The sequence below is a fragment of the Frondihabitans sp. OV104 genome (genome assembly GCF_057787745.1).
Genome location: NZ_CM173541.1, coordinates 2,661,544 through 2,676,648 on the forward strand (window position 1 = coordinate 2,661,544; position 15,105 = coordinate 2,676,648).

A 15,105-nucleotide genomic window follows, 5' to 3' on the forward strand; every position below is an offset into this window, starting at 1 on the left:
ACATGAGCGACCTAATCGTGGCGGCAAGCTTGTCAAAACTCGTCCGAGACGCCGACGGCGGGCTAAGCCACATACTCGACGACATCAGCCTGACAGTCGCCAAAGGGGAAATGGTCAGCATCGTCGGCCCTAGCGGGTCAGGTAAATCCACACTCCTGTACTGCCTCTCCGGCTTAGAGTCCCCGACGACCGGCTCCGTGCTCATCGAGGGAGTGGATCTGGCGGCGTTGACGGCGAAACGCATGGCGATCTTCCGCCGAGACCGAATCGGATTTGTGTTCCAGGCCTACAACCTAATTCCGTCTCTGAGCGTCTACGAGAACGTCGCCCTTCCCTTCCGCCTGGCGCGGAGACGACCCGACCGAGTGAACATCCTCCGCGCTTTAGACCGAGTCGGCCTGGCAGGATTTGAGGAGCGCGGACCCAGCACACTCTCCGGTGGTCAGCAGCAGAGAGTCGCCATCGCGCGCGCCGTCGCGGGCACCCCGGCGGTCATCTTCGCCGACGAACCGACGGGCGCGCTCGATTCCGCCGCAGGATCAGCAGTGCTGGACCTTCTGCGAGAAGGAGCGTCGAACGAGACGTCCGTCGTCATGGTCACTCACGATGTCGATGCTGCTGCACGAGCGGATACTGCCTTCGTCCTCCGCGATGGCCAAATCGTCCAGCGTCTTCGCAACCCGACTCCGACGGCCATCTTCTCTGCCCTCGAACCCTTGCGGCACGCGGACTCGGATTCGTCATGATCCGACTCATTGCCGGAGACTTGCGGGCAACAGTCAGGCTGTGGATCTCAGCGTTCGCCGTCGCCGTCGGGGGCGGCATCACGTTCGCGGTTCCCGCGTCCCTGATCCTGGCTGCTGCCCGAGCTGGAGGACTTGCCGGCCTGGCGCTCGCCTCTATTAGCGGCGTCGTCATCGTGTTCACGATCCTCGCTGTTTCGGTGGTAGCCGGGTCGTCGATGCAACTTCACGTCGCCCTGCGGCAACGATCCTTTGGACTGTGGTCAGTGGTGGGCCTGGCACCTTCCGCCATCCGCCAGGTCGTGACCGCTGAGCTTGCAGTCGTGAGCTTCCTCGGCTCTGCCATCGGAGTCGCCGCCGCTGCGGCGTTCGTACCGTCGATCGTGGAACGAAATGTCGAAACCATCGCCGGAGTCGGCCAGGTCAACTCGCACCTCTCGCTGGTGTCGGCTCTGACTGTCATGGGATCCGTGACCCTGCTCCTGGTGTTCACGGGCAGGAGCGCCGCACATCGCGCGGGCCGCACGCCGGCCGTGGCCCTGATTACGAATGGTCATCGGCAATCTTCGCCGCACCTTTGGGTGCGGATTCTCATCGCGGCGTGCATCGCGGCCCTGCTGGTGCAAATGGTCGTGAGCCTGCCGGGCTCACTGAGGACCGGGGGCGCGCAGGTGCTCTTCATCGGCCCCTTGTCGATCGGCCTCGTATCTGCCCTTGCCCCGTGGATTGTCCCGGCCGTCACGACGGGCTGGACCGGCCTGGTTCCTCCCTCCGCCTCAGGCGCGTTTTTCATGGCCCGAGCGGCAGTTCGCCAGGCGACGGCCCGAAACACTGGAACGACCGTGTCATTGCTCGTCGCGTTCGCCGTTCCCATGGCCCTGGATTCAGGGCACGACACGCTGGCAACAGCCGCAAGCGGCGGGCGCGCGCCCGCAACAGGACTTGAGTTGATTCTGGGCGGGCCGATCCTCATGGCTCTCATCGGCGCAGCTGCAGCCACCTTTATGTCCAGCCAAGCCCGCTCTCGGGAGTTGGCTCTGACGTCTGCCGCCGGCGGGACACCGACTTTCCTCATCACCGTGACCATTTGGGAGTGCATCATCAACCTGGTCTCAGCGGCCGGACTCGCGGTCGTCGTGATCGGCATATGTTCTCTCATCGAGGGCGCCCGACTCGGCGCCGTTTCCAGCAGGGCACATGCCGTTCTGAGCACGGCCGACGCGGGATGGGTGGCGGCCGTAGCGGCGCCCATCCTTCTCGTCGCGACGGTTGCGCCGGCCATCTATTCGATGCGGAGAAGTGTTCCCCGCGCCCTGTCGATCGACGGCTAACAAAGACAGCGAGACCTATCTTTCGTCGCCTGGGTCACGCAAGGTGGCGACCCCAGCCGACCAGTGCGATGACGATCGTCGAAATCACGACCCCACCAAGGGCCACGGAATCCATCGCGATGCGGATCGCCCGGCGCGGTCAAGGCTCGTCGCGACGCACTCCACTCGCTGGCGCTCGGCAATCTTGCAACGACGGCCAGGTGACGCGCGTAGGAGATGACTTTGGCCATCCGCCACCCTACACGGACGCTCGACATGCCCAAGTTATCAACGCCTGGCGTCTCCTTCGCGGGAGAGGCTTAGCCGATTCGCCCAAACGGCGCTGGTGTACAAACCCGTGCCGATGCAGATCAGAAGTCCGTCGATATCTATGACCGGCGAAGGATCCACGTGTTCGACGTGTGTTACCCGTCAGACCGCCAAATCATCGCCAAGAAGCTGCGGCGGAATCGAGACAATGATCGGCCTGATGAGTCAGGCACGGTCGCATCCCATGCTCAGGCCAGTCTCGGAGTCCCCGGTCGTGCCGGACGTGCCCACTGCGCCGATGAAGTGGGATAAACGTCGATCGACGCGGCGTCTGGGAGTTCGCGGTTTACGCCTCATGTCGTGACGACCACAACAAGCGGGCTTGGCGAGACGTTTGCCACGCTCAATTTGGCCGCGGCCTGGACGCTTCAGCATGGCGCCAAGATCACGGGCTTCGTCTCTCAGTCCCAGCAAAAACCCTGATAAGCCTTACAACACAGAAAGCCCCACGGATCCTGAGGTCGAAGTCGCCGGTGGCCGAGCCGCCCACGAGCGGCTGTGCGGGCGAGGTACCAATGCTTCGCTGCGCCTGTGCTCTTGACACGAGGCCCGCATGAGAAGACGCTGAAAGTCACAAGGAGGTGCTCAATGCCGAGCATGAACGATGCGTCCAGCAACATCATTGCCGCGCGCGAAGCGGCCGCATCCGGAAACCTGGGTCAGGCGTTCCGAATCCTGCGCCATGGCCTTCCCACCAGCAGCGGCGATGACTACGGTTACGCAGCGGAAACTGGACCTGGCGACGAACCCTACTACCCGTATTCGCCGCCGACTTCGCCAGGTGATTCCTACCCAGAACTTCCGCCACAACCGACATTCGTCGTGCCACCCGGATGGTATCCGGATCCCTTCGATGGTGTCGGTTACCGGTGGTGGAATGGGCAGGGCTGGACGTCAGCGAGTAACTAGATCGCTTGACTAACCAGACTCATCATCGTTCCGGGGCTCATGGCGGGCACGCAGTCGGAGCGACTGCCGCCCGCCATGAGTTGTTGTTCCTAGGCGTTCGTGAACTGCGCGGCGGCGGACGCCGTCAGCGTGTACGGATTACCCAGCGACGGGTACTTCTCGGACATCATCGCCACTAGTTCCTCCGTCGACGACGCCGTTTCCGCGTTGGCACCGAAGTCCCGGAGGTAGCCCCTGGTCCAATCGATGAGGATCGGACCGGCATCCGAGGCCGACGACGGGTCTCGGTGGCCTGTCACGATCCAGGCCGGGCTGTACGACTCCACGATGTCTAGCGCCTCGGCCCAGCCTTTTCTTGCCTCGGCGTCTGCCTGAGCCAACCAAAGGTGGATGCCGTTGTAGGCCACGTCCCCACCGACGACCGCATCGAGGTCGCGCACGTAGACGACCGTGGACGGGTCCGTGTCGCTCTGTCCGACGGCGACCGGAACGAGGCGGTGTCCCTCCAGGTCGATGTACACCGACTCCAGCGCCTTGGGCCCAACGACCGAGGTCGGTAGCTGTCCGGGGAAAAGCGACTCCCAGTAGGCCAGGTAGCCCTCGGTGAGCTGGCCGTCAGCGAAGGGAATGACCTCGGGCAGTGCGACGGCGACGGCGTCGGGGAAGCGACGAAGGACCGCCTGCAAACCGAGGAAGTGGTCGGCGTGCCCGTGGGTGACGTACACGGTCGTGAGATTTCTACCGGTTCCCTCGATCCACGCGACGAGCTGGTCTACCTCGTTAACTGTGATGAGTGCGTCGATGAGGACGGCGTCGCGCTCTCCGGCGATGAGCGTCGCGGTGCTGGCGGGCCAGGTCGCCTGCTGGTTCTGGTCCCATTCGGGCACGGGCGCCCCGATGGGTTTGTAGTCACTGACGAATACCTCCAGCGACAGGGGCACCAGGAGTGTCCCGCCGGCGTTCTGGAGGCACGCTTCGTACCAGGACGCCATTTGGGCTTTGGCGGACTCGTCGGTTGCGTCTCGGGCGCCGAATTCTGCTGTCCAGGTGACGACGGATGTGCCGTCGTCCTCGTGAACGCGGAGAACGGCGAGGTAGTCCTTGACGGGGAGCGCGCCAGGGTCGGTGAAGGTGAAGGTGTGCGAGCGGGGAGTTTCTGAGAGCAGCTTTTCGCTGACGCTGGAGCCGCCACCCGTGAGGTAGACCTCGCGGATTTGGGTGGCCTGGTCGGCGATGACGCGGTCGACTCCGGGCATCCACGAAACGTCGTAGAAGTTCCCGATTCGGGACCAGACTTGTTCGGCCGTCTCGTTAAAAGTCGCTACGCGGGCGACATGAAGGCGCGGGAGTTCCATCAGATGGCCGCCTTGTCGATGATGATGATTTCCATTGCGATCATGCCTTCTTTCGTTGGTGGCGCCTTTCGGCGTCGCGGGTTGTGTTCGGATGGTGCGGGAGGTGGTGAAATATGGGATCGGTAGGGGCCTGTTGGTACCAAAGGACGCGCTAACGAGAGATGGGTGCGGGCGATTCGGTGATGGCGTCCGGGTCGCGGGTCGCCGATTTGTGTCGGCCCAAGCTGACGATCGATGTGATTCCGATGAGCGCGACGAGGACTGCGTAGCCAGTGGCGGTCGTTTCCAACCCGACGACTCCGCTGACAATTCCGCCGATCAGAACTGGTATGCCGTAGGCCGCGTACGCGATGAGAAGGACCGCGGCAAAAAGAGAGCCGCGTTCTGAGTTGTGTGCAAGGGGCCCGAGGATTCGGAGGGTGGAGCCGAAGCCTGCCCCCTGTCCGGTTCCTCCGATGACGGCGCCGGCAGCCAGCAGCGGCAGGTTGTGTGAGCTGATGCCCGCGACGGCTACGATCGCCGCCACGGTCACGAGGAACGCCCCGAGGCGAGTGGAACGTTCGGCGTTGAATCGGACGAAGGTTAGGCCGGCGATTGCAGCCGAGATGGGTTGCAAGGCAACGATTACACCATTCAGTGCTGCGTTGGTGATGTTGAAAACGTATCGGTCTAATGAGGGGGCCAGCCCGAGGAACAGCCCTGAGAACATCCATCCGGCTGCGACCAACGGGGCGAGGCTGATGAATTGGGCGCGCGCCGTAATGGGGACTTGGAGCTGAGGTTTGAGGGTGCGCCAGACGCCGGGCCGCCTGTCCGCTGTTTCGCGCACGAGGAGGACCGAGATGATACCCAGGACGAAGAGGATGGCGAGGCTGGCGAACAGAACCAGCGTCGGGTCGGACGTCAGCTGCACCGCGACTCCGGCTCCGAAAGCTCCGAGGGCGAGGCCTCCGACTGGTGCGGCGCTGGTGACGACGGTCATGACGCTCTTCCGCCGTTCGCTTGAGAGTTCGACGATTGCGGCCGTGAAATTGCTCGTCGCAGCACCCGTGGCGATGCCTTGCACGACGCGGGCGGCGATGATCCAGCCAATTCCGTCGGCCACGAGGAAAAGTCCGCTGGCGAGCATCATCAGGATTAGAGCGCCGATGAGGACGGGCCGGCGACCGATGTAATCGGACACGGATCCCGCGACGAGGAGCGTCATGAGGAGTGCGATTGCGTAGACCGTAAATGCCGTTGTCAGTTGCCAATTGGGAAAGCCCCATTCCCGCTGGTACAGGACGAACAGAGGGCTACCGGCTCCAGCGGCGAAGGCGACGGCCACCGACACGACAACAACACCTGCTAGGGCAGCTGTTGCCAGCTGCGGAGTATTTTTTGCCATCACGCGGCCCGGTCGAGTTGCTGCACGTCGCTGCTGGACAGTTGAACGTGCGATGAGGCGATGTTCTGCTCGAGGTGGTCGACGCTCGACGTGCCGGGGATAGGCAGGATGGTTGCGGAGTGCTGAAGCAGCCAGGCAAGGGCGATCTGGGAAGGCGTCGCGCCGGTTCGTGCCTGAATATCGGCGAGGGGACCGGACGGGGTCGTAAGTCCTCCGGTCGCAAGAGGGAACCACGGAATGAAGCCGATGTTGTGGGTGGCGGCGAATGTGACCAGCTCTTCCGAGTGACGTTCCGCCAAGTTGTACAAGTTCTGAACCGTCGCGATCGGAGCAAGAGTTTGCGCGGTTCGCAGCTCCGCCACGCTGACTTCGCTTAAGCCGATGTGACGGATCAGTCCGGCCTGACGGAACTCCTCCAGGGTCCCGATTTGCTCGGCCAAGGGCACTTTGTGATCGATGCGGTGGAGCTGGTACAGGTCGATAGTGTCTCGGCGCAGGCGGCGGAGGCTTCCTTCGAGAGCCTGCCTGAGGTGCACGGGTCGACCGTCGGTGATCCATTCACCGCGGTTGCCTCGGATGAATCCGCCTTTGGTCGCGATGACGAGGTCTCGTCGGTAGGGGAAGAGTGCTTCGCCGATGAGTTGCTCCGGTACCCCAGGTCCGTAGGCGTCTGCCGTGTCGATCAACGTGACGCCAAGTTCGACAGCTCGTCGCAGCACGGATCGGGCGCCCGCCAAGTCGCGGGGTGCTCCCATAGCTCCGGGCCCGGTGAGCTGCATCGATCCGAAGCCGAGACGGTGTACGGGCAGGTCACCGCCGATGACGAAGGTTCCGGACGCAGATGCGTTGGGCTGGGTTGGGGTTGTGGTGGTCATGATGGTTCCTTCGTTCGAGCGGTGGGTCGGGGTGGGCTTACGAGACGGGCGAGGCGTGCTGTTCGGTCGTGGTGGTGAGGTGCTGTGAACGCGGCCGGTCCCCCACGATCGTGCGGATGCCGATTGTGGCCACGATCGCGGTTGCGACCGCGACGATGAGCCAGGACAGGGGTGCTACCCATGGCCCACTCGACAGGCTCAAGACCCGAATGCTGAACGTGGCGCTGGCTGCGGTGGTGAAGGTCAGCGCCCAGAAGCCGACGACGAAAGGTAGGTCTACGTAGCGGCGAACGAGGAACGCGTGTGGGATGAGGAGCGCCACCATGACCCCTGTCAGGAGCGTCACTTCGGTCGAGTTGGTTGCCTCGTTCATGGCCCACCATGCGTTACCGGCGACAGCAGGCGGCGCGGAAAAGATGGCGAGCGTGGGAAGGAGGGGATCGGGGATCGCGGGGCCGGTTATGAATCGGGCTAGCAAAATGCTGCCGATGAGCGCCCAGAACAGCAGGCCGACGCCAAATACTGCGATCGCCAGGTTGGGGAAGTTGACGGTAGCCAACGACTGCGAGGCAATGAGGGACGCTGCCACCGTCGGCAGGAGGTAGCCGCCGTGAAGAGTTCCTGCCTCTCGCGGAACTGACATCAAACGGGCGATGAACCACACGCCGAAGGCGACCGTCGCGACGAAGCAGATCCACACTCCCACGGTTCCCGGCGTGCGCGCGATGCTGAATAGATGGGCGCTGAGAAGTGAGCCTGTCGCGGGGACAAGAGATGCGAAAGGCCCGAGAACGGGGTGCTCTAAGTCACTGATCACGCTGCGGGCATTGCCCGCGGCGCTGACGTAGCGGACGATCGTGGAAATCCAGACGACAGCGGCAAGAATCCAGAGGATCTCGTCGATGACTCTCGGAGAGTTCAAGAGCGAGTTCGCCGCTGTCCACGTGCCCGCCAGGCCGGACAACCCAAACGCGATGCTGAAGGTGTTCAGGGGTAGCCGCGCTTGCGATGCGGTTGGGGGCGCCATGGTGGCTCTTTTCTGTGGGTCCTCGATGGGAGATAGTCGGTAACGCTGTTTGCTGCTGCCCGGCACAGGGGGCGGACGCCACCCGTCGCCCGCCCCCGTCATCCGCCTCGGAGCATCGGGTAGGGGTTCACCGATGCCCCGAGGGGGTCACTTCGCGATGAACGCGAGGATGTCCTGGTCGAGGACTGTCTGGTAGTCGCCGTGAATGCCGTGCGGGGCACCCTCGTAAACCTTGAGAGTGGCGTCTTTCACGAGGTCGACCGATTTGAGGGCGGCGTCCTTGATGGGGACGATCTGATCGTCGGATCCGTGGGCGATGAACATCGGCACGTCGATCGCCTTCAGGTCTTCGGTCAGGTCGGTTTCGGAGAACGCCTTGACGCAGTCGTAGGCGGCGGAGAGGTTGGCCATCATTCCCTGACGCCAGAAGTCGATCTTGGCTCCATATGAGACGTCCCGTCCGTGGTTGGCACCGAAGAAGCTTTCGGACAGGTCGAACCAGAACTGCGAGCGGTCCTTGAGGACGTTGGCGCGGATCTCGTCGAACACCTCGATGGGCAGACCCTCAGGGTTGGCGTCGGTTTTCAGCATGAGCGGCGGGATTGCGCCGGCGGTGATGACCTTGGCGACGCGTCCCTTTCCGTACTGGGCTGCGTAGCGGACCACCTCGCCGCCGCCGGTGGAGTGGCCGATGACGACGACGTCTTTCAGGTCGAGGGCTTCGACCAGCGCTGAGAGGTCCTTCGCGTACGTGTCGATGTCGTTACCCGTGAAGGTCTTCGTCGACCGGCCGTGGCCGCGACGGTCGTGTGCGATGGCTCGATAGCCGGCGTCGCTGAGGAGCTTGATCTCCGTCTGCCAAGCGTCCGAGCTGAGGGGCCAGCCGTGAGCCAGGATGACCGGCTGTCCGGTGCCCTGCTCGGTGTAATAGATTTCGACGCCGTCGGGCGTGGTGATGTAGGGCATGGTCATCTCCTGCTTGCGTTGTAGTGGGGAGTGGGAAGGCAAGCGAACGCGGCGGCGTCGCCGCTGTTCAGGAACGACCTCATCCGTGCGAAGTCGCCCGTGAACTCCTCGGCGATGTCACTGAGAGTGACCCGCCTTTCGAGTTCCGATCCGTCTGCCATGGGCCAAAGCTAGGAGGGCCCGTCAGCGCGCGCGTGTCCCCAGCACGAACATGATCCCGGCGGGAACAGCTATGCCTTGCCTGCCGACCTTTAGCTTCAGTTCTAGAGCTTCCAATTGAATTGGCTGAGGCAGGAACGCACGACAGGAATGCCTTGATAGGTCTTTGGGTCGTCATGGTGGTCGACGATCAAGCGTTGAAGTTTTTCCCCCTCCCGGCTGGTCGAGACGACCGGAGCCCTCAGCCAGGCGAAGAGAACAGAGAGTGAGAACGAAACATGAGAATTGTCATCGCAGGCGGTCACGGACAAATCGCCCAGATCGCAGAACGCAAGCTGATCGAGGCTGGGCACGTCCCGGTCGCGCTGATCAGGGATCCCGTTCAGCGACCCGATTTGGAGGCCGCGGGGGTGGAAGTCGTCGTCGTCGACCTTGAAAACAGCAGCGTGTCAGAAGTGGCTCAGACGCTCACGGGCGCGGACGCGGTCGTCTTCGCAGCGGGTTCGGGCCCCTCAAGCACGGTGGAGAGATCAGTGACCATGGATCGAGACGGAGCGATCCTGCTCGCTCGAGCAGCTTTCCAAGCCCGTGTCGAACGGTTCATTCTTCTGTCAGGCGCCGGCGTGGACGACTACGAACGCGGGTCGCAAGACGGCTTCCAGATCTACCTGCACGCGAAAGCCGACGCCGACGCGTTCGTGCGGGATCTGGAGTTGGACTGGGTGATCGTCCGACCAGATGCGCTGACGGACGAAGCTGAGTCTGGGCTATTTGAGGCCGGAGATCGAGTTCCGCGACGTGGGATCACACGCTCCGACGTGGCGGCGGTGCTCGTTGGCTTGGCATCGAGTCGCGACGTTTCTCGTAGGCAGTTCGAAATTACGACAGGTAGCTCCTCCTTGGATCAGGCACTGTCAGCCATTTCAAACTGACCACGGCAGCAACTCATCTGCCCCAAGGACTCTCTTGATGACCAGTCGGCCCTCCCGACGGTGGAGTCGAGGGGCCCGTGATCGGGTTCGACAAGGCGCGTGGAGCCCCCCTCAGGACCTTGCTAAGACGGATTGAGGCCCCGCACCTTGCTCCGGGTCAGAGCGAAGAGTGCGACCCGTGAGTAATTCCATCCACAGGGTGAGGTGACCCTCGAGTGGGTCGAGGTGCGCGTTAGCCCCGAAGCGATCGAAGCGAAGCCTGAGGAACAAGCCACCGTGCTTCTCTTAGATCTATCGCTCACGTAGGCGTGTGGGTGAGGGGACCTCGCGGAATCTTGCTGCCTCAGCGTCGGCTCGGGTCGCGCGCGAGAACGGAGCCCAACTGCGCACGTGACCTGACGCCGAGTTTGCGGTAGATCGACGAGAGGTGGGATTCTACGGTCCGCACGCTGGTAAAGAGTGAGGCCGCAATTTCTCGGTTGCTCGCGCCGTCCGAGGCTGCATTGGCTACTCGAATTTCTGAAGCAGTTAAAGCGTTTCCGCGGCGTGGACCCGACCCGACCGACATCTCGTCCTGGATTTGCGCAATCAGGATGCGGTCTCTTGTGCCCGAGGCAATCGATTGGGCTTGCGTGAGCAACTCGGCCGACCGGGACCGAGCCTTCTTTCGGCGATAGACGCGGGCCAGTTCCGTGAGGATTTGGGCTTGATCGATTTTGAAGCCGGAGTCGGCGGATAGTGTCGCTGCCGTCTCCAAGTGGCCTATCGCGGCGTCAAGGTCATTCTCGGTAGAGGCGATCAGTCCCCGAAGGCGCGCCTCCTGCGCAGAAACAAACGGTCGCGTTGATCGGTGGGCGATGTCGTTCAAGTGATCTGCTAGGTCTCTCGCTTCGTCGAGTCGGTCCGCCGCGACCAGGGCTTTGCCGAGGTACTTATCTACCCAGAGTCGGCGTGAGGGTTCATTGATTTCATTCTCCGCCGCGATATCTCGGGCTCGTCGGAGAAGAGGCAGAGCCGCGTCCCACCGTTCGTGGCGAGCTTCATAGATGCCTCGCAGAGCCAGCCGTGCCATTTCACCGGCCCATGGGGCTCCTGGGCCATGGGGGGTGGCGAGGACGGCATCCAACTGCGCTGAATCATCGTCCATGATCGCGGCGAGACCACGCACGTGAGTAACTGTTAGGGGCGCAGACTCCTCCCAAAGACCGATTTCGTTGAAGGCGCTGAGGGCACCTTGAGCGGCGCGGCCCCTTCCGGCGTACATCTCCACCAGACTCGATCGGAGCAAGAAGTGGGCAAGGTAGAGGTCCTCGCCGGTTTCGGTTGCCGTCTCGATGAGCCCCTGAAGTGCCCGGCGGGAAGTCTCGAGGTCGTCTACCTCGTAGCTGAAGAAGCCACGCATGGTTTCGGCGCTGCTGTCTTGCCCAACGAGTCGAAGCTTGCTCTCCAGGTCTTGACTTTCGGAGATCAATGCCCGGTCAAGCCCCTCGCCAAGGTCAAGTTTTGCCCGCACGATGACACCTAGGCCCCTATGGCGTGTGAGCAACGCGCCATCTTCGTGGGCAAGGTCCTGTCGAGCCCTCTCGGCAAGACTCGCCCTCGTGGACGCTCGCACCAGTTGCGAGTCGGCTGCCAAGGTCAGCGCCATGGCTCTTTGCAGCGGCAGGCCGTCGAACTCCGCAACAAGTTGATTTCCGTAGTCGACGGAGCCGCGATCCCTACCCAGATGCCGGGCGTCAAACGCCAGCGGGAGCGCCCGATCGAGGAGGGTCACCGGCAGAGTTCGGGCATCAATAGGTGCCAGCACCTCGATCACCCGGCGAAAATTCCCCAGAGCGTATGAGACTTCAGCCACCACAACGCACCGATCCTCCCACTCGCCGCTTTCCCGCGAGGTCCGTTGTAGCGCCCGCTCGGCGAAATCAAGCGCTGCCCGAGGTGCGCCGATAGCTCGGGCTGCAGCCGCGGCTTCCGACAACAGCACCGCCACGTCTTCGGCGGCTCCCGGCTGCACGGACAGATCCAGGTGGTGGGCGCGAAGAGACAGGGACTCGACCGCGCTGGCAATATTCCTGTGCAGGCGCATCCGCTCTCGGAGGGAGATGTCGCCCAGGGCCGCAATACCAAGAAGGGGATGCGCCGCCCGAGCTTCGGCGCCAGCCACAACCAAGACGCCCTGGTCGATGGCCGCAATGACCGCAGATTCGGAGCCTGGGGTGATCTTCACTAAGGCGTCCGTTGTTATGCGACCAACGGCCCCGGTAATGGCAAGGACCTGACGAACGGGCGGTGCGAGCAGGCGGACCCGATTCAGCACCACCTCCGCAATGGATCCGGGGAGTTGGGCGCTTGCGGAGAAGGGCCCGTTCGCCTCCCCCAAGGTGGCGACGAGTTCCAGCGTCCACAGCGGATTTCCTGCCGTGGCCGCAAAGACCGCGTCTTCTTGTGAGGCGGTTAGTTGCCCGCCGCACTTGGTCGCAAGCATTTGTGACATGTCGGCCCTGTCGAACGCCGGCACTTCGATGACGTCATCCAGAGTGAAGAGGCGTCGGTCGAAGGCATCCTCCTCGCCCGACAAGAGAATGCGTTTGGGAGAGGTTGCGAGGAGAGCGACGCGGCTCGTCGCCGCCTGTCGATGCATTACGTAACGAACGATGAAGGACGTTTCAGCGTCCAGGCTTCCGAAGTCGTCGATTGCCAGAACTACGTGTCCATTGGATTGCGCGGCTTCCAGCAGGTGCAAAACAGCCAGCGGGAGGGCCATGGATGGAAGGACGGTTCCGGGTGGACGCAGCGCCAAGGCGGTCCTCAGCGCTTCTCGTTGGGGTGCAGGGAGTGCTGCTGTGTGGTCGTCGGGGACACGTGAGAGAAGGTCCGCCAAACCCTGGAACGGCGGACCCATCTCCGGCGCGGCACCACGGGTTCGGAGGACAACAACGCCGGCTGCTTCCAATGACGTGGTCGCACGGTCGAGAAGGAGCGATTTTCCGATGCCCGGCTCCCCGGTGATAAGCGTCCGTGAGCCGGACACCTGTGCTCGTTCGACGAGAGAATCTAGGAGTTTCGCTCGGGCCTCGGGGAGGGCTATTTCTGGCTGCGGCCACGCGCCGCGCAATCGCGTTTCCTGATCCACTCAGATGCTCCGTTGGTTGCTTCGAAGGTGATGACCTGGCGGCGCAGAGTGGTGGCTCGTGGCAGTGCTGCCGGTAAGTCTCCGCGCCCAACCGCAGGCAAACCGTCGCACAAATCTTCTCACCCATTAACGCCGGTTACGGCCAGATATTTCCGCCTAGCAGATGATCCGTAAATGCCCCATGGACCTCAAAGGCTCGGGATACCTGCCCGCGCCCAGGGAGAGCGCGGAAGTTCGCTCGACGTCCATCTTGAGTATTCGGGAAAAAATGCCGCAGCTGGGCTCAAGGTGCCACCCATTCCACCGGACGGCCCTCCGGGACACCACGCGCCATTCCGCTCCAAGAACCTGCGGCGATGCGGTTGGGAGTTGGGTGTTTCTACTGATTCTTCAAACGATGGTCGCCAGTACTTTGTTCTCGGCGAGGCTTTCATAAGCGGTGTCTGGGAAGTCCGCAGCACCCAGAGGCATAAGCGGAAGACGGTCGTTCTCAGCACCCCAGCTGAAGCAGCAGGGATCCTCGCTCACGAGGCCGGCCCGCCGAGCCGCCTGGCATGTCCCAGGCCCTGGACCCCCTGGTCCCCTTGCCAGCATTCGGGTTGCTGGCCAGGGGGCCAGGGCTCCGAACCCCTGGTGCGCAAGGGCACCCGATCCCGATGAAACCCTCTAAGACTCTCGATTCTGGGAGCCACCTGCTGGGAGACTGCAGTCGGAAAAGCCGGCGTGGGGGGTCTCTCGCTGCAAGGTTTTTGGTCAGGCTCATTGAGGGGATGGACGTCATGAATTCGACCAGCAAATTCGACATGAAAGTGGTCACGGTCGGAGATGGCGCCTGCTCCGTCTTCACCAGCCCGAAAGGGCGAGTTTGCAGAGACGTGATGATTCTCGATTGTGGCGGACCCTCCGGGGACGGCCGCTTAGAAGCAGACAAACTCGTTCGCGTCCTCGGCGCCGACCTGGTTTGTCTGAACGCACTCGTCGTGTCGCATTTCGACCGGGATCATTGGATGGGGCTGAAAGCGTTGGCGACTGATTACGCCGCCCTCGGTGGCACTGATTCATCACACCCGACGATGAGGGTGATTTATCCCGCTATGCCTCGAGGCGTGGAGAGGCTCAGTAGCTCCCTCATGGCCCTCATCACTTTGAATGGTACCCATGGGGTTCGCGCTCTGGATTTGCAACAGGAGTGGTTGCGGCTCGGCGTTGTACTCCAACCCGAACAGGTTGGGGAGGGCCAGTCATTCCAGGCTGGCGGCAGGGAGTGGGATGTCGTCTGGCCGCCGCGGGAGGTCTCGCCTGATTTCCTGAAACCGGTCAAAAATGCGTTAGACGAGGTGAAGAACATCGCGGACACGCTGGCGGACAAAGGCGAGCCGGATTTGAAGGCCGCCCTGCAACGCGCGCACGGCTTGTGGTCCGGATACTCCGATCGATCCGTGCGTGACTCGACATCTAGGCATGACTCGCGTGTCGACCTCAACTCGCCGTCACGTGAACGGCGAGGCCTCCCGCCCTTTGAAGGATTTGTAGAACCTCTACCGGAAGACGATGATGACGAGCAGCTCCCGTCATGGCGATTTGCTGATGTTCACGACGACGATCTGGAGAGGCGTCTGAGGAAGGTCGCCAAGAAGCTGCAAAGGTTCAACAATCTTTTGAGCCTGGTGATGCATTCAAGAGATCGACGAGTCCTGACCATGGGCGATTGCGAGAAGAGCGCAATGCCGATTGTGACTTCCGCTCTCGAAGATCACTATCCCGTAATGCTTGCACCGCATCATGGGTCCCAGACGAAGTGGAACGGCCTGCTGCCCGCCTCTGACCTCTGCATTGCGCAGGCCGGCGCGAACAGGGACGAAGGATTTGAGGGTCACGCGGCTGTGCATGCCGGCGCCCAGTGCGTATCGGCACATAACTTGGAACGAGACGTCGTGTAGACCGTCGGATCCCTCGCAGCCACGCCTGTCGCGGGAAGG

13 protein-coding genes are annotated in these 15,105 nt (G+C 62.7%); 6 read left to right on the plus strand and 7 right to left on the minus strand.

The features are described 5' to 3' along the window. Positions 1–2 precede the first annotated feature (2 nt). From AC3CBB_RS12450 to AC3CBB_RS12465, 4 genes are all read left to right on the plus strand, one after another. On the plus strand, positions 3–746 hold the full coding sequence (locus AC3CBB_RS12450; protein WP_488624822.1) for an ABC transporter ATP-binding protein: 744 nt from the start codon (positions 3–5) through the stop codon (positions 744–746). Then, a complete protein-coding gene (locus AC3CBB_RS12455; RefSeq protein ID WP_488624823.1) occupies positions 743–2,074 on the plus strand; it encodes an FtsX-like permease family protein in 1,332 nt (443 codons plus the stop codon). Before AC3CBB_RS12450 ends, AC3CBB_RS12455 begins: the two co-directional genes overlap by 4 nt. A gap of 609 nt (positions 2,075–2,683) precedes the next feature. Continuing rightward, entirely contained in the window at positions 2,684–2,806 is a 123-nt protein-coding gene (locus AC3CBB_RS12460; RefSeq protein WP_488624824.1) for a hypothetical protein, read from the plus strand. Positions 2,807–2,971: 165 nt separating this feature from the next. Next, complete coding sequence (locus AC3CBB_RS12465; RefSeq protein ID WP_488624825.1) at positions 2,972–3,292, plus strand: DUF2510 domain-containing protein; 321 nt, start codon at positions 2,972–2,974, stop codon at positions 3,290–3,292. Between the two features lie 89 nt (positions 3,293–3,381). Here AC3CBB_RS12465 and AC3CBB_RS12470 read toward each other — a convergent pair whose 3' ends face one another. From AC3CBB_RS12470 to AC3CBB_RS12495, 6 genes are all read right to left on the minus strand, one after another. After that, on the minus strand, positions 3,382–4,647 hold the full coding sequence (locus tag AC3CBB_RS12470) for an SRPBCC family protein (protein WP_488624826.1): 1,266 nt from the start codon (positions 4,645–4,647) through the stop codon (positions 3,382–3,384). 151 nt (positions 4,648–4,798) lie between these two features. Beyond that, the gene (locus AC3CBB_RS12475; RefSeq protein WP_488624827.1) at positions 4,799–5,980 is read right to left on the minus strand and encodes an MFS transporter; all 1,182 of its coding nucleotides are present in this window, start codon (positions 5,978–5,980) and stop codon (positions 4,799–4,801) included. A 53-nt stretch (positions 5,981–6,033) separates the two neighbouring features. Further along, positions 6,034–6,909 (minus strand): aldo/keto reductase, encoded by an 876-nt coding sequence (locus AC3CBB_RS12480; protein ID WP_488624828.1) that lies wholly within the window; start codon positions 6,907–6,909, stop codon positions 6,034–6,036. Positions 6,910–6,946: 37 nt separating this feature from the next. Further along, complete coding sequence (locus AC3CBB_RS12485; protein ID WP_488624829.1) at positions 6,947–7,936, minus strand: SLAC1 family transporter; 990 nt, start codon at positions 7,934–7,936, stop codon at positions 6,947–6,949. Positions 7,937–8,083: 147 nt separating this feature from the next. Further along, entirely contained in the window at positions 8,084–8,902 is an 819-nt protein-coding gene (locus tag AC3CBB_RS12490) for an alpha/beta fold hydrolase (RefSeq protein WP_488624830.1), read from the minus strand. Between the two features lie 2 nt (positions 8,903–8,904). Then, on the minus strand, positions 8,905–9,063 hold the full coding sequence (locus AC3CBB_RS12495) for a hypothetical protein (RefSeq protein ID WP_488624831.1): 159 nt from the start codon (positions 9,061–9,063) through the stop codon (positions 8,905–8,907). Between the two features lie 276 nt (positions 9,064–9,339). Between AC3CBB_RS12495 and AC3CBB_RS12500 the strand changes: the two genes are divergently transcribed. Then, positions 9,340–9,993: an NAD(P)H-binding protein gene (locus AC3CBB_RS12500; protein ID WP_488624832.1), complete on the plus strand. Its 654-nt coding sequence runs from the start codon at positions 9,340–9,342 to the stop codon at positions 9,991–9,993. Positions 9,994–10,336: 343 nt separating this feature from the next. On the opposite strand, the gene AC3CBB_RS12505 is transcribed toward AC3CBB_RS12500, so the two are convergent. Next, positions 10,337–13,126, minus strand: a complete 2,790-nt coding sequence (locus tag AC3CBB_RS12505) for an AAA family ATPase (RefSeq protein WP_488624833.1) — start codon at positions 13,124–13,126, stop codon at positions 10,337–10,339. A 779-nt stretch (positions 13,127–13,905) separates the two neighbouring features. Between AC3CBB_RS12505 and AC3CBB_RS12510 the strand changes: the two genes are divergently transcribed. Beyond that, positions 13,906–15,066 (plus strand): ComEC/Rec2 family competence protein, encoded by a 1,161-nt coding sequence (locus AC3CBB_RS12510; protein ID WP_488624834.1) that lies wholly within the window; start codon positions 13,906–13,908, stop codon positions 15,064–15,066. Positions 15,067–15,105: the final 39 nt, after the last annotated feature.

Coding starts and splice junctions, on each gene's coding strand:
- AC3CBB_RS12450 (WP_488624822.1), top strand. CDS start 3: ATGAGCGACCTAATCGTGGCGGCAAGCTTGTCAAAACTCGTCCGAGAC.
- AC3CBB_RS12455 (WP_488624823.1), top strand. CDS start 743: ATGATCCGACTCATTGCCGGAGACTTGCGGGCAACAGTCAGGCTGTGG.
- AC3CBB_RS12465 (WP_488624825.1), top strand. CDS start 2,972: ATGCCGAGCATGAACGATGCGTCCAGCAACATCATTGCCGCGCGCGAA.
- AC3CBB_RS12470 (WP_488624826.1), bottom strand. CDS start 4,647: ATGGAACTCCCGCGCCTTCATGTCGCCCGCGTAGCGACTTTTAACGAG.
- AC3CBB_RS12480 (WP_488624828.1), bottom strand. CDS start 6,909: ATGACCACCACAACCCCAACCCAGCCCAACGCATCTGCGTCCGGAACC.
- AC3CBB_RS12485 (WP_488624829.1), bottom strand. CDS start 7,936: ATGGCGCCCCCAACCGCATCGCAAGCGCGGCTACCCCTGAACACCTTC.
- AC3CBB_RS12490 (WP_488624830.1), bottom strand. CDS start 8,902: ATGCCCTACATCACCACGCCCGACGGCGTCGAAATCTATTACACCGAG.
- AC3CBB_RS12495 (WP_488624831.1), bottom strand. CDS start 9,063: ATGGCAGACGGATCGGAACTCGAAAGGCGGGTCACTCTCAGTGACATC.
- AC3CBB_RS12500 (WP_488624832.1), top strand. CDS start 9,340: ATGAGAATTGTCATCGCAGGCGGTCACGGACAAATCGCCCAGATCGCA.
- AC3CBB_RS12510 (WP_488624834.1), top strand. CDS start 13,906: ATGAATTCGACCAGCAAATTCGACATGAAAGTGGTCACGGTCGGAGAT.